This is a genomic window from Stenotrophomonas sp. YJH_SMC_58, from assembly GCF_059369635.1.
Genome location: NZ_JCAFSW010000003.1, coordinates 307761 through 324702 on the forward strand (window position 1 = coordinate 307761; position 16942 = coordinate 324702).

The following is a 16942-nucleotide window of genomic DNA, read 5'->3' on the forward strand; positions in this document are numbered from 1 at the left end:
CCGCTCTCCCCTGCCCTGATCAAATCGAGACGTACCGATGAGCAGCTACACCGCCCCGCTTTCCGACCTCCGTTTCGCCCTGCACGACGTGCTCAAGGTCGAACCCCTGTTCGCCCGCCTGGGCTTCACCGACGCCACCGCCGACGTGGTCGATGCCGTGCTGGAAGAAGCTGGCCGTTTCAGCGCCACCGTGCTGGCCCCGCTCAACAGCGTTGGCGATGAGATCGGCTGCGTGCTCGACCAGGCCACCGGTGAAGTGACCACCCCGCCCGGCTTCAAGCAGGCCTACGACCAGTTCGTCGATGGCGGCTGGACCGGCCTGACCGCCTCGCCGGAACTGGGTGGCCAGGGCCTGCCGCACACCCTTGGCGTGCCGCTCAACGAAATGATCAACGCCGCCAACCTGGCGTGGGGCAACTTCCCGCTGCTCTCGCACGGCGCCATCGAAGCGCTGAAGCAGCACGGCGAGGCCTGGCAGCACGAGGCCTTCCTCAAGCCGCTGATCGAGGGCCGCTGGACCGGCACCATGTGCCTGACCGAGCCGCACTGCGGTACCGACCTGGGCCTGCTGAAGACCAAGGCCGAGCCGAACGCCGATGGCAGCTACTCGATCACCGGCACCAAGATCTTCATCACCGCCGGCGAGCACGACCTGACCGAAAACATCGTGCACCTGGTGCTGGCCAAGCTGCCCGACGCCCCTCCGGGCGCCAAGGGCATCTCGCTGTTCGTCACGCCCAAGTTCAAGGTCGACCGCGAGGGCACTGTCGGCGAGCGCAACGCACTGCGCTGCGGCTCGATCGAGCACAAGATGGGCATCAAGGGTTCGGTCACCTGCGTGATGAACTTCGACGGTGCGCAGGGTTACCTGGTCGGCCAGCCGCACAAGGGCCTGCAGGCCATGTTCACCATGATGAACACCGCGCGCCTGGGCGTCGGCCTGCAGGGCATCGGTCTTTCCGAGCGCGCTTACCAGAACGCACTGAAGTACAGCCGTGAACGCCTGCAGTCGCGCGCCGTGAGCGGTGCGAAATTCCCGGACAAGCCGGCCGACCCGATCCTGGTGCACCCGGATGTGCGCCGCATGCTGCTGACGGTGAAGTCGCTGGTCGAGGGCAGCCGCCTGCTGGCCCTGCACGCCGCCACCCTGATCGACGTTGCCCATCACGCCGAGGACGCCGCCGAGCGCGAGCGCGCCGATACCCTGGTGAGCTTCCTGACCCCGATCTCCAAGGCCTGCCAGACCGAATGGGGCATCGAGAACACCTACAACGCCCTGCAGTGCTTCGGTGGCCACGGCTATATCCGCGAACACGGCATGGAGCAGCTGGCCCGCGATGCGCGCATCACCACGCTGTATGAAGGCACCACCGGCATCCAGGCGCTGGACCTGATCGGCCGCAAGACCGCCTCCAGCCAGGGCGCCGGCCTGAAGCTGATGCTGGCCGAGATCGAAGCCTTCGCCAAGGAGCATGAAGGCAACGAATCGCTGGCCGAGTTCATCGGCCCGCTGCGCGCCAAGGCCGCCGAATGGGGCAAGCTGACCCTGGACGTGCTGCAGCGCGCGGCCGGCAATCCAGACGAACTGGGTGCGGCCAGCTACGACTACCTGTTCTATTCGGGCTACGTGGTACTGGCCTACTGGTGGGCCCGCAGCGTGGCCGCCGCCGACGCCAGCGCGCACGGCGCCGCCTTCGCCCAGGGCAAGCGCGAAACCGCTCGCTTCTACTTCGCCCGCGTGCTACCGCGCACGCTCAGCCACGCCGCCGCGATCCAGTCCGGCGCCGCCCCGCTGATGACGATGGACGACGAGCGCTTCGGCGCCTGAGCCGGCTGCCGCCCGGCACCCGCGGTAGCGCCGGCCGCTGGCCGGCAACCGCAATAGCAACAGCTGGATCCCGGTGGATGGCGGGGCGGTGTGGGCTGGCAGGACACGCCGTAAACCCCGCTCCGCGATCCGGCCCAGCCGCTGGCGACTGTGCGTTCGGGCGCTTGCGAAGCAGTGCTTCGCAAGCAAAGCGCCCTCACCCCTGGGGGCTCGATGGCGCCTTGCTCGTGTGCGCTGTCCTGCGCACACGGCAAGACCGGGGTTGGGGCGTCCTGCCCAACCCGCCCGAGGCATGCCTCGGGCCCATGGCGCCAACGGTCCTGCCAACCCACACCGCCCCGCCTCTGACAGTTCCCCGCGATCTGCGTAGATCCACGCCACGCGTGGATGAGAACCCCCTAAATCCCTCTGGAGAAGAGCCCCCTTTTGTTAAAGGGGGCGCGCCGACAGCGCGCGGGGATTAGGAAGAATGCGCGCGCAACCCAGCGCGCCAACGGCGGGCTGGGTTGCTAAAGGGGGCGCACCGACAGGTGCGGGGGGATAGGAGGAATGCGCGGACCTGAATCGTTGCGATTTGCGTATCGCCGACAGGCGATACACAAATCGTCAACATTCAGGTATAAGCTGTTCTCCCGATGGAGACAGACACTACACGCTTGGGTCTGATCGAAGCCGGAGCTCCGTTTTCTGCTCCGGGCGCCGAAGCATCGCCCAACGCCACGACGCTGCATCGCCCCGGTTCGGTCCGGCTGCTCTCGCTTGATGCCCACGGACGCGTACTGGACTGGATCACCTGGCAGGATGCGGCGTGCCTCTACGCCCGCGAAGCGGTGGCCTGGACGCTGGGCGATCCCTGCCTGCACATCCACGGCGGCACCAATCGCTTCAGCGGCCTGCAGAGCGGCATGGACCTGCACCCGATCATCGCCGCGCGCGGCCATGCCCGCTCCCGCGCGATCGACCCCACGCCGAACCTGACCAACCCGGCCCTGTTCGCCCGCGACGCCCACCTGTGCATGTACTGCGGCCAGCAGTTCAACCGCCCCACGCTCACCCGCGACCACGTCGTGCCACTGTCCAAGGGCGGCCTGGACTGCTGGGAAAACGTGGTCACCGCCTGTTTCCACTGCAACTCGCGCAAGAGCGACCGCACCCCGCAGCAGGCCGGAATGCCGCTGCTGGCCGTGCCCTACCGGCCCAGCTGGATCGAGCACCTGATCCTGTCCAACCGCAACATCCTGGCCGACCAGATGGCCTTCCTGAAGGCGCAATTGCCCAAGCGGTCGAAACTGAGCACCTGAACGCCTGAAAATGCAACCCTCACCGTCCTGTCACGGACGGCGGCGTTTGCTTGCCCCACCCCCGTTTGAGGGCGAAAATGGGCATTCAGAAAAAGTGCGAACATGATGATCGACTCTGCCCGCTATCCCCGCCTCGCGCGCATCCAGACGCCGGATGACCTGCGCACGTTCGACGAATCCGAACTGAGGGCGGTTGCCGACGAACTGCGCGCCTACCTCATCGAATCGGTGGGCAAGAGCGGTGGCCACTTCGCCGCCGGCCTGGGCGTGATCGAACTCACCGTGGCCCTGCACTACCTGTACCAGACTCCGGTCGACCAGCTGGTCTGGGACGTCGGTCACCAGACCTACCCGCACAAGATCCTGACCGGGCGCCGCGACCAGATCCACACCGTCAAGCAGAAGGACGGCGTCGCGCCATTCCCGAAACGCGAGGAGAGCGAATACGACACCTTTGGCGTCGGCCACTCCTCCACCTCGATCTCGGCGGCACTCGGCATGGCCATTGCCCGCCAGTCCGAAGGCGACGACCGCAAGATCGTGGCGGTGATCGGTGACGGTGCGATGACCGCCGGCATGGCCTTCGAAGCGCTGATGCACGCCGGCGGCATGGACCCGGAACCGAACCTGCTGGTGATCCTCAACGACAACAACATGTCGATCTCCGAGGCGGTCGGCGGCCTGACCAAGATGCTCGGCCGTGCCACCGGCAGCCGCACGCTCAATGCGCTGCGCGAAGGCGGCAAGAAGATCCTCGGTGACAAGAAGAACAACCCGGCGCGTTTCGTGAAGCGCTGGGAAGAACACTGGAAGGGCATGTTCGTGCCGTCCACGATGTTCGAGGAGATGGGCTTCCACTACACCGGCCCGATCGACGGCCACGACATGCCCGCCCTGCTGTCCACGCTGAAGACGCTGCGCGCCTCCAAGGGCCCGAAGCTGCTGCACGTGATGACCACCAAGGGCAAGGGCTACGAGCCGGCCGAAGGCGACCAGATCGGTTACCACGCCGTGGGCCCGTTCGATCCGGACAAGGGCCTGGTGGCCAAGGCCGGTGCCAAGAAGCCGACCTATACCGATGTGTTCAGCGACTGGCTGTGCGATGCCGCCGCCGCCGAGCCCCGCCTGTACGGCATCACCCCGGCGATGCGCGAAGGCTCCGGCCTGGTGCGTTTCAGCAAGGAATACCCGCAGCGCTATTTCGACGTGGCGATTGCCGAACAGCATGCGGTCACCCTCGCCGCCGGCATGGCCACCCAGGGTGGCAAGCCGGTGGTGGCGATCTACTCGACCTTCCTGCAGCGCGCGTACGACCAGCTGGTACATGACGTGGCGATCCAGGACCTGGACGTGCTGTTCGCGATCGACCGCGCCGGCGTGGTCGGCCCGGACGGTGCGACCCATGCCGGCAACCTCGACCTGAGCTTCCTGCGCTGCGTGCCCAACCTGGTGGTGATGGCACCGTCCAACGAAGCCGAGTGCCGGCAGATGCTCAGCACCGGCCTGCAGCACCCGGGCCCGGCCGCCGTGCGCTACCCGCGCGGCACCGGCACCGGCGTTGCAGCCGGCAGCGACCTGTCCACCCTGCCGATCGGCAAGGGCGAACTGCGCCTGCAGGGCAGCCGCATTGCCCTGCTCGCCTTCGGCAGCACCGTGGCCGCCGCCGAACAGGTTGGCCGCGAACTGGGCCTGAGCGTGGTCAACATGCGTTTCATCAAGCCGCTGGACCGCGAGCTGGTGCTGGCTGTCGCCGCCCAGCACGAGGGCCTGGTGACGATCGAAGACAACGTGGTGGCCGGTGGCGCCGGTTCAGGCGTCGGCGAGCTGCTCAATGCCGAAGGCGTGCTGCGCCCGATCCTGCACCTGGGCCTGCCCGACAGCTACCAGCACCATGCCAGCCGCGAGGACCTGCTGGCCGAAGCAGGCATCGACGCCGCGGGCATCCGTGCGGCCGTGCTCAAGCGTTGGCCGCAGCTGGCCACAGGTACCCCGCCGCTGAGCGCGGCGGGCTGAGGCCGATTGCCACCCAGTGGATCCGCGCATGGCGTGGATCTACCTTGCGTCTGCATCCACGCATGGCGTGGGTCGACCCCGGTTCCGCGGTAGATCCACGCCATGCGTGGATAGCGGGGCCCGGAAACAGGATCTGGCCTGACACCCCCGCCCTCAGCCGTAGCTGACCGCTTCAACGAAGGCGCCGCTGGCTTCCACGCGCACCGCGGCGCGCTGCCCGGTATCGACAAAGTGCAGGCGCGCCAGGGTTTCAGCGAAGTCGAAGGCGCGGGCACCGTCGCGGAAATCGATCGGCTCCGGCCGGTCCGGATGCAGCACGCGCCATTGGCGCTGTTCGCATTGCAGGCGGATCAACATGCGGCTCACTCCTTGAGGCAGCGTATCGACGGTAGCGGGACATTCCTGCCGATCACGGCAGGCATCGTCGCAACAGATCAGGGACACACAGAGATGCCCTGATCGCAGAAGATACGACAGTTCAAAATGTGAGCTGTATCAGATTTTTCTGATTTTAGAGGGGCACGCTCAGTTCACCTGGAACTGTGCCCGGCAGCCGTCGCTGACCCAGATGCCACGACGATCCCAGCCCCAGGTCTGGCCCTCGATGCAGGCACTGCGCGAATCCTGGCGAACCAGGCGCACGCCGCGGCGGATGCGGGCGTCGCAGTACTCCTGGCGGTGCCCATTGGAATGACAGGTGATCACCTCACCGCCGCCCCAACCGTTGCCGTTGCCCCAGCCACCCCCATTGCCCCAGCCACCCCCATTGCCCCAGCCACCGCCACGACGGTACTCGCCGACGAACTCGGCGCGGCAGCCCTGGGTCACCCAGACGCCATAGCGCGACTGGCCCCAGGTCTCACCTTCCACGCACGGCGAGCCGGACAACTGGCGGATCATCCGCGCGCGGCCCTCCAGACGGCACTCGTTGCTACGGTTCTTGATCGACTCGCAGCGCACGATGCCGCTGCCTTCGCGGCCACCGTAGCGGTCATCGTCATAGCCGTAGCCATAGCTCTGCGCCTGGGCGCCACCCGCCGCCGCCAGCATCGGCAGCAGGGTGCAGGCCAGGGTACGCCAGGTGAGTGCCTTGCCCATCGAGATCTCCAGATGAATACGATGGCGCAAGCATCCGGGATTCCCGGCACGGCGCACAGGGGGGCGCGTGACGCCGGTTTTTCCCCATTCAAACAACGCAACCGTAGCTGACTGCACGCAACGACCGGCGTCAGTCTCCTACGTGCAGGGCATCCACCGCGCTGCCGAGCGCCTCGACCCGCACCGTGCTGCGCTGGCCGGTGCGACGGTGGTGCTCGAGGGCCCGCGCCGCGGCGACATCGAAAGCCTCGGCGCCCCGCGCATATCGGGTTGCGTCATGCACCTGCGGATCCAGCACGGACCAGTGCCGGGCGTTGCGTTGAACGGTAATGACCATGAGGGGCTCCTGTGGATGGAAGGATGCGACGGCAGGCGGACGGTCCACGTGCCGGTACACCTTCAGGCTAGCGATCACCTCAGGGGTGGCCCATCAGATTTGTACGAAAATGCCACGCCCTCTGGTCAGCCCTTGCCTGCCCTCACATCCCTGAGTCCGTTTAGCCTGTTCATTCCGTGATTCTTGTCACGGAGTCAGCCGGGCTTCACACTACCGTCATCAACAGGGGCCCCTTCCACATGCGCACCTTCTTCTCGCAGCAGCGTTGGACGCTGCTGAAGTTCTATTTCGTGGCCAGCTACCTCGTGCTGATCGAGGAACTGATCCGCGCCGCCATGCACTGAGCGCTTGCTGCAGGGCTATTTGCGACAGACACTGTCGCTTTAGGCACGGAGCCCGCCCGATGAAAGCGCTTCTTCTGATTCCAGCCCTGCTGGTGCTGTCCGCCTGTGCCAACCAGCATCAGGCCGCTGCGCGTGCCGATACGGCGGCCACTTCGCCCGCCACGCCGAAGGTCGGTGGCGACCGCGATGCCCACGGTTGCATCGGTTCGGCCGGCTACCAGTGGTGCGAGCACAGCCAGCGTTGCGAACGTCCGTGGGAACTGGCGCAGGCACAGGGCCTGGCCAACACTGCCGAAGCCATCGATGCCTACTGCGCGAAGCCGGCCAGCCCGGCGCGCAAGTGAGTCGCGCCACCCATGGCTGAGCTGAGTCCGCTCCCCACCCTGGCCCCAGGCCGCTACCGCCACTTCAAGGGCGGCGAGTACGAAGTGCTCGACATCGTCCGCAGCAGCGAGACCCTGCAGCCGATGGTGCTGTACCGCGCGCTGTATGGCGAAGGTGGCCTGTGGGTACGCCCGTACGCCATGTTCGTCGAGCAGGTGCCCGGCGAGCACGGACCGCAACCGCGTTTCGCCCGCGTCGACGCATGAGGGTTCCGCTGCCGGCCATGGCCGGCAGCGCGCGGTAACGCGGCGGGCCTGCGTTACAATCGTACCGTCCAGTCGGTTTCTTCCCGCCATGTCCGCATCCCCCTCCCGTTCGCGCCGCAAGGCGCCCGACAGCGTGCGCCAGTCACTGCTGCAGGCCACCATTGAAGTGATCGGCCGTAACGGCCTGGCCGCGCTGACCGTGCAGGACGTCGCGCAGGCCGCCGGTGTCAGCAAGGGTGCGTTGTTCCATCATTTCAGCAGCAAGCAGGTGCTGGTGGATGAAGCCATCGGAGCGCTGATTGGAGAATTCGAAGCGCGCGTGCGCGCCCTGCTGCAGGAAAACCCCGAAGGCCATGGCCGTTTCAGCCGCGCCTATGTGCAGGCCAACTTCGAGCATCTGCTGCAGCAGGAGCAGGACAACGACATCGGCCTGACCTTGGGCAACCTGATGGAACCGGGCCTGCTTGCGCACTGGCGCAACTGGAAGCGCGCGATGCTGGCCGAGTTCCCTGGCGAAGCCGGCGACCCGCGGCTGTACGCGGCGCGCTGCGCTGCCGATGGCTACTGGGCCACGGCCTACGGGCGTCCGCTGGACGAGGAAGAACGTGCCAATGCATTGGCCATGGCCGAACAGGCCCTGAAACTGTGCGACCTGCAGTGAGCTGGAGCGCTCGATGAATCCCTACCTCTACCTTGCCGCCGCCATCGTGCTGGAAGTGATTGCCACGTCACTGCTGAAGGCATCCGACGGCATGAGCCGGCTGGCGCCGACACTGGGCGCACTGGTCGGCTACGGGCTGTGCTTCTACCTGCTGTCGATGACCATGAAGTCGATCCCGACCGGCATCGCCTACGCAATCTGGTCCGGCGTCGGCATCGTGCTGATCTCACTGATCGGGCTGGTGGTGTTCAAGCAGCGCCTGGATGCACAGGCGTTGATCTGCATCGGCCTGATCTGCGCCGGCGTACTGGTGATCAACCTGTTCTCGCGCAGCAGTGCGCACTGAGCACACTGCTGCGCGATCAACGCTAGCTGACCTTCTTCGCTACGGTCATGCCGAGCAGGAACAGCACCACGGCGATGATGATGCCGGCCCAGAACAGGAACTTGGCGATACCGACCGCGGCACCGGCAATGCCACCGAAGCCGAGCACGCCTGCGATCACACCGATGACGGCGAAGATGATGGCCCACTTGATCATGTCAAACCTTTCCCCGCGGGGACTGCGTACTGGATGGTCAGGCTAGGCCGTGGCCGATGCGGCAATCGTGAACAGGCCGCGTGCGCGGCGTGAATCAGCGCGGACGGAAGCGCAGCAGCGCGACGGCAAACGCCAGGAACACGCTGCCCACCAGGCGCTCGAACCAGCGTCGCGCAAACGGCTTGGCCAACCAGCGGCGAAGGCCATGGCCACCGGCCGCATACATCACGTACCAGAACAGTTCGCACGCGGCGAAGGTGGCCACCAGCACGCTGTACTGCAGCGCCTGGCCGCGTGATGGGTCGACGAACTGCGGCAGGAACGCCGCCGCGAACAGCAGCAGCTTGGGATTGCTCAGGCCCACCAGAAGGCCACCACGGAACACCTTCCACGCGCCCAGCGAGGCCGCAACCGGCGGCGTAGCATCGACCGTCACCGGCGGTGCCGGCCGGCAACTGTCACGCCATGCCTTCAGGCCCAGCCAGGCCAGATAGGCCACGCCCAGATAACGCAGCACCTCGAACAGCATCGGCGAGGAATGCAGCAGCGCACTCAGGCCTGCTGCGGAGGCCACCAGCACCAGCAGCATCGCCAGCAGGCAGCCGGCCATCGCCGGCACACTGCCACGGAACCCCAGCCCGACGCTGCGGCCGAGGATATGCAGCATGTTCGGCCCCGGCGTACCACACAGAACGAACACCGTGGCGAGGAACCACCACCAGGTATGCAGGGCCATAGCGCACATCCACTTCAGAAGATCCAACCAGCATAGAGTGCGCCGGGCCTGCCGCGGCACACACAGCGCAGCATGGATGTGGTGGTTACAGAGGCAGGCTCAGGCCGCGAGTGCGTCGCGCCGTACCAGTACCTGGTCGATCAATCCCCATTCGCATGCCTGCTCGGCACTCATGAAACGATCGCGATCCAGGGTCTGCTCGACCTCCACGACACTGCGTCCGCAATGCTGCGCATACAGCCGGGTGATGCGCTGCTTGGTGCGCTGCATTTCCTCGGCGTGGATGAAGATGTCCGAAGCCTGGCCCTGCACCCCGCCCAGCGGCTGGTGCACATGCAGGCTGGCATTGGCCAACGCCGCACGGTGTCCCGGCTCGCCGGCCATCAGCAGAAAAGAACCCATCGACCGCGCAGTGCCCATGCACAGCGTATGCACCGGGGCCGAGATGTACTGCATGGTGTCGTACATCGCCAGGCCGCTGGAGATCACCCCACCCGGCGAGTTGATGTACAGATGGATCGGCTTCTCCGGGTTTTCCGATTCCAGGAACAGCAGCTGCGCGCAGACCAGCGCCGACACAGTGTCATCGACTTCGCCGTTGAGAAAGATGATGCGCTCACGCAGGAGCCGCGAGTAGATGTCATAGGAGCGCTCACCGCGCTCGCTGCGCTCCACCACCATTGGTACCAGCTGCATTCTGTCCCGCATGTGCCTGCTCCCTGTAGCGTTCGACCCTGGCGCCCGTTCAAGCCGCGCGCATCACCGTGCGATGCTCATCGTTGGCGGCCAACGGCAGCAGCGCGCGCAGGTCGCTGAGCCGATGCACAATGGTCAGCACCGTCCCCCCACCGTCATCCGCGCGCAGCCGGAAACACACCAGGCTGTGCAGATGCGGGGGCTGCGCATCTCGCAGGTGGAACCCCAGCTCCCGCCCCTCCTCGCACAAGCAGGGCTGCGAATCGGCAAGATCGGCCGCAGGCAACCAACGCTCACGCAGCGCCGGGTCGAACAGTGCGCGCCAGACCTGTTCCGGTGGCGCTGGCAGCCACTGCTCCATCACCAACGCAGGAGCCGCTTCGTTCAGAACATCGTCCATCAGTCCATCTCCTTCAGCAGATCCTGCAAGGCATCCATACGCGCGGGCCAGTAGGCCCGGTAGCGCTGCAGCCAGTTGCCGATGTTGGCCAGTCCGCGCGGATCGACCTCGTAGTGGACGAAGCGCCCTTGGCGCTGTTCGCTCACCAGCCCAGCATCGCGCAGCACCGCCAGGTGCTGGGACATCGCAGACTGGCTGATCGCCATGCCCTCGCGCAGCGCGCTGGCATGCTGCCCCCCCTGGGCCAGCTTTTCGAAGATATGGCGCCGGGTGGGGTCGGCCAGCGCCTTGAACAGGGCGTTTTCGATCATGATCAACACATTAGCAAACACTAATGTGTAGTGCAACTCACCCGCTGCCTGTGCTGCAATAGCAACTCCTGGCATGGAGCTGTGCATGAAGACTCTCGGCCTGATCGGCGGCATGAGCTGGGAAAGCTCGGCCCAGTACTACCGGCTCATCAACGAGGAGGTACGGCGGCGGCTCGGCGATGCGCACTCGGCACAGCTGCTGCTGTGGTCGGTGGATTTCGCCGGCATCAAGCAGCTGCAGCACGAGGGCGACTGGGACACCCTGGGTGACCACATGGTCGATGGCGCGCGGCGCCTGCAGGCGGGCGGCGCCGACCTGCTGCTGATCTGCACCAATACCATGCACAAGCTGACCGATCGCATCGAGGCGGCCTGCCCACTGCCGCTGCTGCATATCGCCGACCCCACCGCCCAGGCCATCGTGCAGGCAGGCGCACGCAAGGTGGGCCTGCTCGGCACCGCCTTCACCATGGAACAGGACTTCTACCGCGGCCGGCTGCAGGATCGCTTCGGACTGGAGGTGCTGGTACCCGAAGCCGATGATCGTCGCAGCGTGCACGACATCATCTACCAGGAGTTGATCGCTGGTGTGGTCAGCGAGCACTCACGGCAGGTCTATGCCGGCGTGATCGCGCGACTGGTGGCGCGCGGTGCCGAAGCAATCATTCTTGGCTGCACCGAGATCATGCTGCTGGTACGTTCGGAGGACAGTGCAGTGCCGCTGTTCGATACCACCGCCCTGCATGCGCGGGCCGCCGTGGACACGGCCCTGGCTTGAATCAATGCGCGCAGGAGCACGGAATCAGTCCGCGCCCTGCACCTCCAGCGCGGTGATCAGCCACTCGACCACCGCCGGTGAATCGCACAGGAAGAAGATGGCGTCACCGGAGCGTGCTTCGGTAAGCAGCCGATAGATCGTGATCGCCACCGCCGACTGGTTGGCGATGAACACTTCCGGGCTGCGCGGCCCTTCACTATGCCCGGCAACAGCATGCAATGCCTTGCGCGCAGCCACAGTGGCAGCCGGGTCCGCGCTGCGGGTCAGTTCTGGCCCGCGCAGCCCCCAGGCAACGAACACATGCTTGCCCTTGAACGTAGTGTCCAGGACCCGCACCTCGGCGCCACCTGCGTCGGCCGAGCGATGAATGACGGTACTGCTGATCAACGCAACCCCCTGTGGTCGTCGTGGTCCGCGCATCCTCCTCCACAGGCCGCCCGCACACCAGTGACGGCAGCCACAGGCTGCGCCGACAGGCGTGGAAGACATGTAAGAAGGTGTAAACCGATGCGATCGGATGTGCAGCGATGATACGGGATGTAAGCCTCTGCATGGGCTGGTGCGCACTACTAAATCCCTCCTGAGCCGCTTCCGGAACGATGCGTTCCGACGGCCCCGTGCTGGGTCATTCTTGCCGCCCGAATCCCCGCCCGAGGCTCCCCCATGACCCTTCGCCCGCTGCTGCCGATCACCGGCGCCGCCCTTGCCCTGCTGCTGGCCGCCACCGCCGTGGCCGCCCAGGACTACGACACTGATCACATTCCAGCGCTGCGCTGCGAATCCCAGTTCAACAAGACCGAGCAATGCCCCATCGAGGGACCGATGCGCCTGGCCAGGCAGCTGTCGGTGACCCGTTGCGTGGAAGACCAGAACTGGGGCCAGAGCCGGCGCATGCTGTGGGTGACCGACGGCTGCCGCGCCGAGTTCGTTGCCGACGAACACGGCCGCTGGCCGGGACGTGGCCGCAGCCGTGATCGCGACAACGAGGGCGAACGCCTGGTCTGCGAGTCCTACGAGAACAAGGACAAGGAGTGCCGGATTCGCGTGCGCCATGAGGTACGGCTGGTCAGGCAGAAATCGGTGACAGCCTGCATCGAGGACCGCAACTGGGGCTGGGACCGCCGTGGGGTGTGGGTCAGCGACGGCTGCCGCGCCGAGTTCCGGGTGTATTGACTGCCGGCCGCGCGCTGGCTGCATCGAGCAGGCGTGCGTGCCAGGCGGCGTCGATAGACTATGGCCTGCACGGCAGGGAGCACGACATGGAACGATGGTATCTGGCGACGCTGCTGGCGTTGATCCTGCATCAGATCGACGCTGCATTCTGGCAGGAATGGGCCATGTTCCATGTCCCCGGTGGCATCCAGGGCTTCCTGTTGTTCAACCTGTTCGCAGTCGGCGCCGTGCTTTGGGGTTATCGCCAGATCGTGCTGGGCACATCCACGGCGCGCAGCTATGCACTGGCTTGCGGGGGGCTCGGCATTGGCACGGCACTGATCCATCTGGCCTTTGCCCTGTTCGGTCGCAGTGAATTCCACCTGCCGCTGTCGATTGCCGTCCTGCTCGCCGGCTTTGTGTCGGGTGGCGGCCTGTTGCTGAAGCTGCGCCCGCGATGAACCGGACGTCCTCTTCTCCGCACCTGCGCGACGGCATTCCGCAGGACGCAGATGCCTTGATCGCGCTCGACAGCGTGACAGCCACTGATCCACGGCGGATCATGCAGATTGCCGACTGGCTGGCGCACGGCGTCGTGCAGGTCGCCGAGCAGGGCGGCAAGATCGTCGGCTACCTGGTCATCCATCACCACTTCTTTGGCGAAGCCTTCATTGAAATGTTGAGGGTGGCGCGCGAACAGCGCAGCCAGGGTATCGGCGCCATCCTGCTGCGGCACGCGATCACGTGGCGCGGTGGCGGCAAGCTGTTCACCTCGACCAATGCCTCCAACACGGGCATGCAACGCCTGCTCGCCGCCGCCGGCTTCGTGGGCAGCGGCATCGTGCATGGCCTGGATGAAGGCGATCCGGAACTCATCTACCGCTTCGCGGAAGACTGATCAGCATCTGCAGAACGCACAAAAAAGCCCGCGCATTGCTGCGCAGGCTCCTTGATTCATCACAGTGGTCGGGACGGCCGGATTCGAACCGACGACCCTCTGCCCCCCAGGCAGATGCGCTACCAGGCTGCGCTACGCCCCGACTGATGCTGCGATGTGCCCGCCAGTGCGGCGGGCCGTGAAGTATAGCGGATTACGATGGAAATGGGATCAGCGGCGCAACAACTGCAGCACTTCTTCCAGCTCCATGCGCACCTGCTTGATGATCTGGTTGCTCAGCGCCGATTCCTCGCGGGCATCGGGGCCATCCAGGCGCAGGCGTGCACCACCGATGGTGTAGCCCTGTTCGTACAGCAGGCTGCGGATCTGCCGCACCATCAGCACGTCATGGCGCTGGTAGTAGCGGCGATTGCCTCGGCGCTTGGCCGGCTCAAGGCTGGGAAACTCGGTTTCCCAGTAGCGCAGGACGTGCGGCTTGACGTCGCACAGCTCGCTGACCTCACCAATGGTGAAGTAGCGCTTGGCCGGGATCGGCGGTAGTTCGCGGTTACTGCCCGGATCCAGCATAAGCCTCCACCCTCTCCTTGAGCTTCTGGCCCGGACGGAAGGTGACCACCGTACGGGCGGAAATCGGAATTTCCTCGCCGGTCTTGGGGTTGCGACCCGGGCGCTGGTTCTTGCGCCGCAGATCGAAATTACCGAAGCCCGACAGCTTCACCTGACGTCCCTGTTCCAATGCTTCACGCAGCACATCGAAAAACGCGTCGACGAATTCCTTGGCTTCACGCTTGTTCAGACCGACTTCGTCGAACAGCTTTTCCGCCATCTCCGCCTTGGTCAATGCCATTGCCTGCTACCCCCGAGTGCTGCCCGCTCAGCCGCGGATCCGGGCGTGGTGTTCACGCTCGATGGCAGTGACCGCCTCGGCCACCACCGCATCCACGTCGCGGTCCGTCAGAGTGCGCGACTTGTCCTGCAAAATCAAGCCCATAGCGAGACTCTTGAAGCCCGGCTCGACGCCCTGGCCAACATAGCGGTCGAACAGGTTCAGGTCGCGCAGCAGCGGGCCGGCGGCCTGGCGGACGGTCGCCGCCAGGTCGGCCCAGGCCACCTGCTCAGGCACCAGGAACGCCAGGTCGCGGCGCACCGCCGGGAAGCGCGACAGCTCGCCGGCACGCGGCAGGCGACGGGCGGTCAGCGGCTCCAGGTCCAGCTCGAAGGCGTACACGTCGGCTTCGATCTCCATCGCCCGCGCCAGGCGCGGATGGATCTGGCCGATCCAGCCGATGGCCACGCCATCGCGGAACACCTCGGCCGAACGCGCCGGGTGGCCGTAGGCGCGGGCCGACGGACGGAACTCCAGCTGCGCGCCACTGGCAGCCGCCAGCGATTCCAGGTCGCCCTTCAGGTCATGGAAATCGACCTTGCGGGTCGGCAGGCCCCACTGCACCGCCTGCGCCTCACCGCAGACCGCAGCGGCCACGCGCGGCGTTTCCAGCGGCGCCGGTTGGCCGTCTCCGCTCTGCTGGGCAAACACACGGCCGATCTCGAACAGGCGCACGCGGCCCAGCTGGCGCGCGGCATTGCGGCCAAGCGTGGCGACCAGGCCCGGCAGCAGCGACGGACGCATCACCGCCAGTTCCGCCGACAGCGGGTTGGCCAGCGGCACCAGACCGTCGCGCAGCTGCCACTGGGTCAGCAGCGCGTCGTCGACGAAGGCGAAGTTGACGGTTTCCTGCTGGTCACGGGCGATCAGCTGGCGGCGCACGCTCAGTGCGTCCAGCTGGGTCTCGCTCGGCATCGCCACGCGCGAGGCACCGCCCGGCAGCGTGGTCGGGATCTGCTCGTAACCGTGGATGCGGGCCAGCTCTTCGATCAGGTCTTCTTCGATGGCGATGTCGAAGCGGCGGCTCGGCGCCGTGACCTGCCAGCCCTCGGCGGTGGCAACCACGTCCATGCCAAGCGCGCGCAGGATGCGCTCGACTTCGGCATCGTCGATGCTGATGCCGAGCACGCGGGTGATGCGGGCGCGGCGCAGCACGATGGTCGCCGGCTGCGGCAGATCGGCTTCACGCACGGCCTCGGTGACCGGTGCCGGGGTACCGCCGGCCAGGTCCAGCACCAGGCGGGTGGCGTACTCGATCGCGGTGCGCGGCAGCGCCGGATCGACGCCGCGCTCGAAGCGATGGCCAGCATCGGTGTGCAGGCCCAGCTTGCGGCCACGGCCCATGATCGCGGCCGGCGCGAAGTGCGCGGCTTCCAGGAACACGGCGGTGGTCGCGTCGGTGACGCGGGTGTCGAAGCCGCCCATCAGGCCGGCCAGGCCGACCGCACGGTCAGCATCGGTGACCACCAGGAAGCTGTCGTCCAGCGCAGCATCGCGGCCGTCCAGCAGCTTCAGCGTCTCGCCCGCGCGCGAACGGCGCACGGCGATGCTGCCCTGCAGGGTGCCCAGGTCGTACGCGTGCATCGGCTGGCCCAGCTCCAGCATCACGTACTGGGTGATGTCGACCAGCAGCGAGACCGGACGCACGCCGCTGCGGCGCAGGCGCTCGGCCATCCACAGCGGGGTCCTGGCGGCAGCATTGACGCCTTCGATGACACGGCCCAGGTAACGCGGCGCTTCGGCGCCGGCGTCGAGCTGGATGCTCAACTCACGGCTGCCGACTGCCGGAATGGCGTCGGCAGCGAAGTCCAACACTTCACTGCGGGTGGCCGCAGCGACGTCGTAGGCGATGCCGCGCAGGCTGAAGCAGTCGGCGCGGTTCGGGGTCAGCTTGATCTCGATGCTGGCGTCCGGCAGGCCCAGGTACTCGACCAGGGTCTGGCCGATCGGGGCATCGTCCGGCAGTTCCAGCAGGCCGGACGCATCGCTGTCCAGGCCCAGCTCCTTGGCCGAGCACAGCATGCCGTTGGACTCGACGCCACGCAGCTTGGCCGGTTTGATCTTCAGCTCGCCGATCTGCGCACCAACCATCGCCAGCGGCGCGACCAGGCCCGGGCGTGCGTTCGGTGCGCCACACACGATCTGCAGCAGTTCGCCCTGCCCGGCATCGACCCTGCACACCTGCAGGCGGTCGGCTTCCGGATGGCGCACGGCTTCAACGATGCGTGCCACGACCACGTGATCGAGGCCTTCGCCAAGCGCGGTTACTTCTTCCACTTCCAGGCCGATGGCGGTCAGCACCGCGCTCAGCTCATCGCGCGAGGCGGAGGTCGGGACGTGGCTGCGCAGCCAGTTTTCGGAGAATTTCATG

23 protein-coding genes and 1 tRNA gene are annotated in these 16942 nt (G+C 66.4%); 11 read left to right on the top strand and 13 right to left on the bottom strand.

Annotated elements, in window-relative coordinates:
• Positions 1-37 precede the first annotated feature (37 nt).
• From AC5P68_RS06075 to dxs, 3 genes are all read left to right on the top strand, one after another.
• Positions 38-1828 (top strand): acyl-CoA dehydrogenase C-terminal domain-containing protein, encoded by a 1791-nt coding sequence (locus AC5P68_RS06075; protein WP_414497978.1) that lies wholly within the window; start codon positions 38-40, stop codon positions 1826-1828.
• Positions 1829-2463: 635 nt separating this feature from the next.
• A complete protein-coding gene (locus tag AC5P68_RS06080) occupies positions 2464-3129 on the top strand; it encodes an HNH endonuclease (RefSeq protein ID WP_005410414.1) in 666 nt (221 codons plus the stop codon).
• Positions 3130-3234: 105 nt separating this feature from the next.
• On the top strand, positions 3235-5142 hold the full coding sequence (dxs, locus tag AC5P68_RS06085; RefSeq protein ID WP_033833240.1) for a 1-deoxy-D-xylulose-5-phosphate synthase: 1908 nt from the start codon (positions 3235-3237) through the stop codon (positions 5140-5142).
• A gap of 153 nt (positions 5143-5295) precedes the next feature.
• Here dxs and AC5P68_RS06090 read toward each other — a convergent pair whose 3' ends face one another.
• The 3 genes from AC5P68_RS06090 to AC5P68_RS06100 form a co-directional block, all read right to left on the bottom strand.
• On the bottom strand, positions 5296-5499 hold the full coding sequence (locus AC5P68_RS06090) for a hypothetical protein (protein WP_005410416.1): 204 nt from the start codon (positions 5497-5499) through the stop codon (positions 5296-5298).
• A 168-nt stretch (positions 5500-5667) separates the two neighbouring features.
• Positions 5668-6240 carry a DUF3011 domain-containing protein gene (locus AC5P68_RS06095; RefSeq protein ID WP_033833228.1) on the bottom strand — a complete coding sequence of 191 codons (573 nt, stop codon included), beginning with the start codon at positions 6238-6240 and terminating at the stop codon, positions 5668-5670.
• 130 nt (positions 6241-6370) lie between these two features.
• Positions 6371-6577, bottom strand: a complete 207-nt coding sequence (locus tag AC5P68_RS06100) for a hypothetical protein (RefSeq protein ID WP_005410418.1) — start codon at positions 6575-6577, stop codon at positions 6371-6373.
• A gap of 403 nt (positions 6578-6980) precedes the next feature.
• Between AC5P68_RS06100 and AC5P68_RS06105 the strand changes: the two genes are divergently transcribed.
• The 4 genes from AC5P68_RS06105 (at position 6981) to AC5P68_RS06120 (ending at position 8518) form a co-directional block, all read left to right on the top strand.
• Positions 6981-7265, top strand: a complete 285-nt coding sequence (locus AC5P68_RS06105) for a hypothetical protein (protein WP_005410420.1) — start codon at positions 6981-6983, stop codon at positions 7263-7265.
• 12 nt (positions 7266-7277) lie between these two features.
• On the top strand, positions 7278-7511 hold the full coding sequence (locus tag AC5P68_RS06110; protein ID WP_005410421.1) for a DUF1653 domain-containing protein: 234 nt from the start codon (positions 7278-7280) through the stop codon (positions 7509-7511).
• A gap of 88 nt (positions 7512-7599) precedes the next feature.
• Complete coding sequence (locus AC5P68_RS06115) at positions 7600-8172, top strand: TetR/AcrR family transcriptional regulator (protein ID WP_033833229.1); 573 nt, start codon at positions 7600-7602, stop codon at positions 8170-8172.
• Positions 8173-8185: 13 nt separating this feature from the next.
• A complete protein-coding gene (locus AC5P68_RS06120) occupies positions 8186-8518 on the top strand; it encodes an SMR family transporter (RefSeq protein ID WP_414497977.1) in 333 nt (110 codons plus the stop codon).
• Between the two features lie 22 nt (positions 8519-8540).
• On the opposite strand, the gene AC5P68_RS06125 is transcribed toward AC5P68_RS06120, so the two are convergent.
• The 5 genes from AC5P68_RS06125 to AC5P68_RS06145 all read right to left on the bottom strand — a co-directional run bounded on the left by AC5P68_RS06125 (position 8541) and on the right by AC5P68_RS06145 (position 10857).
• The gene (locus AC5P68_RS06125) at positions 8541-8714 is read right to left on the bottom strand and encodes a DUF1328 domain-containing protein (RefSeq protein WP_005410424.1); all 174 of its coding nucleotides are present in this window, start codon (positions 8712-8714) and stop codon (positions 8541-8543) included.
• A 94-nt stretch (positions 8715-8808) separates the two neighbouring features.
• Positions 8809-9450, bottom strand: a complete 642-nt coding sequence (locus tag AC5P68_RS06130) for a LysE family translocator (protein WP_049402321.1) — start codon at positions 9448-9450, stop codon at positions 8809-8811.
• Between the two features lie 99 nt (positions 9451-9549).
• Positions 9550-10158, bottom strand: coding sequence for an ATP-dependent Clp protease proteolytic subunit (locus tag AC5P68_RS06135; protein WP_033833232.1), 609 nt, complete (start codon positions 10156-10158; stop codon positions 9550-9552).
• A gap of 37 nt (positions 10159-10195) precedes the next feature.
• Positions 10196-10546 carry an SRPBCC family protein gene (locus AC5P68_RS06140; protein WP_033833233.1) on the bottom strand — a complete coding sequence of 117 codons (351 nt, stop codon included), beginning with the start codon at positions 10544-10546 and terminating at the stop codon, positions 10196-10198.
• A complete protein-coding gene (locus AC5P68_RS06145; RefSeq protein WP_049402320.1) occupies positions 10546-10857 on the bottom strand; it encodes an ArsR/SmtB family transcription factor in 312 nt (103 codons plus the stop codon). The genes AC5P68_RS06140 and AC5P68_RS06145 overlap by 1 nt, the downstream gene beginning before the upstream one ends.
• Before the next feature lie 85 nt (positions 10858-10942).
• Here AC5P68_RS06145 and AC5P68_RS06150 point away from each other — a divergent pair, with 85 nt between their 5' ends.
• Positions 10943-11635, top strand: coding sequence for an aspartate/glutamate racemase family protein (locus tag AC5P68_RS06150; RefSeq protein WP_049402319.1), 693 nt, complete (start codon positions 10943-10945; stop codon positions 11633-11635).
• 24 nt (positions 11636-11659) lie between these two features.
• Here AC5P68_RS06150 and AC5P68_RS06155 read toward each other — a convergent pair whose 3' ends face one another.
• A complete protein-coding gene (locus tag AC5P68_RS06155; RefSeq protein ID WP_033833235.1) occupies positions 11660-12055 on the bottom strand; it encodes a hypothetical protein in 396 nt (131 codons plus the stop codon).
• A gap of 243 nt (positions 12056-12298) precedes the next feature.
• Here AC5P68_RS06155 and AC5P68_RS06160 point away from each other — a divergent pair, with 243 nt between their 5' ends.
• The 3 genes from AC5P68_RS06160 to AC5P68_RS06170 are packed head-to-tail and all read left to right on the top strand — an operon-like array spanning position 12299 to position 13685.
• Positions 12299-12808, top strand: coding sequence for a DUF3011 domain-containing protein (locus AC5P68_RS06160; RefSeq protein WP_005410428.1), 510 nt, complete (start codon positions 12299-12301; stop codon positions 12806-12808).
• Complete coding sequence (locus tag AC5P68_RS06165; RefSeq protein ID WP_229295562.1) at positions 12805-13248, top strand: DUF6713 family protein; 444 nt, start codon at positions 12805-12807, stop codon at positions 13246-13248. The genes AC5P68_RS06160 and AC5P68_RS06165 overlap by 4 nt, the downstream gene beginning before the upstream one ends.
• Positions 13245-13685, top strand: a complete 441-nt coding sequence (locus tag AC5P68_RS06170; RefSeq protein ID WP_049402316.1) for a GNAT family N-acetyltransferase — start codon at positions 13245-13247, stop codon at positions 13683-13685. The genes AC5P68_RS06165 and AC5P68_RS06170 overlap by 4 nt, the downstream gene beginning before the upstream one ends.
• Positions 13686-13750: 65 nt before the next feature.
• Here AC5P68_RS06170 and AC5P68_RS06175 read toward each other — a convergent pair.
• From AC5P68_RS06175 to pheT, 4 genes are all read right to left on the bottom strand, one after another.
• A tRNA-Pro gene (locus AC5P68_RS06175) sits at positions 13751-13827 on the bottom strand.
• A gap of 68 nt (positions 13828-13895) precedes the next feature.
• The gene (locus tag AC5P68_RS06180; protein WP_005410431.1) at positions 13896-14252 is read right to left on the bottom strand and encodes a MerR family transcriptional regulator; all 357 of its coding nucleotides are present in this window, start codon (positions 14250-14252) and stop codon (positions 13896-13898) included.
• Positions 14233-14532 carry an integration host factor subunit alpha gene (locus tag AC5P68_RS06185; protein WP_005410432.1) on the bottom strand — a complete coding sequence of 100 codons (300 nt, stop codon included), beginning with the start codon at positions 14530-14532 and terminating at the stop codon, positions 14233-14235. The genes AC5P68_RS06180 and AC5P68_RS06185 overlap by 20 nt, the downstream gene beginning before the upstream one ends.
• Positions 14533-14559: 27 nt before the next feature.
• The gene (gene pheT / locus AC5P68_RS06190; protein WP_005410433.1) at positions 14560-16941 is read right to left on the bottom strand and encodes a phenylalanine--tRNA ligase subunit beta; all 2382 of its coding nucleotides are present in this window, start codon (positions 16939-16941) and stop codon (positions 14560-14562) included.
• Position 16942: the final 1 nt, after the last annotated feature.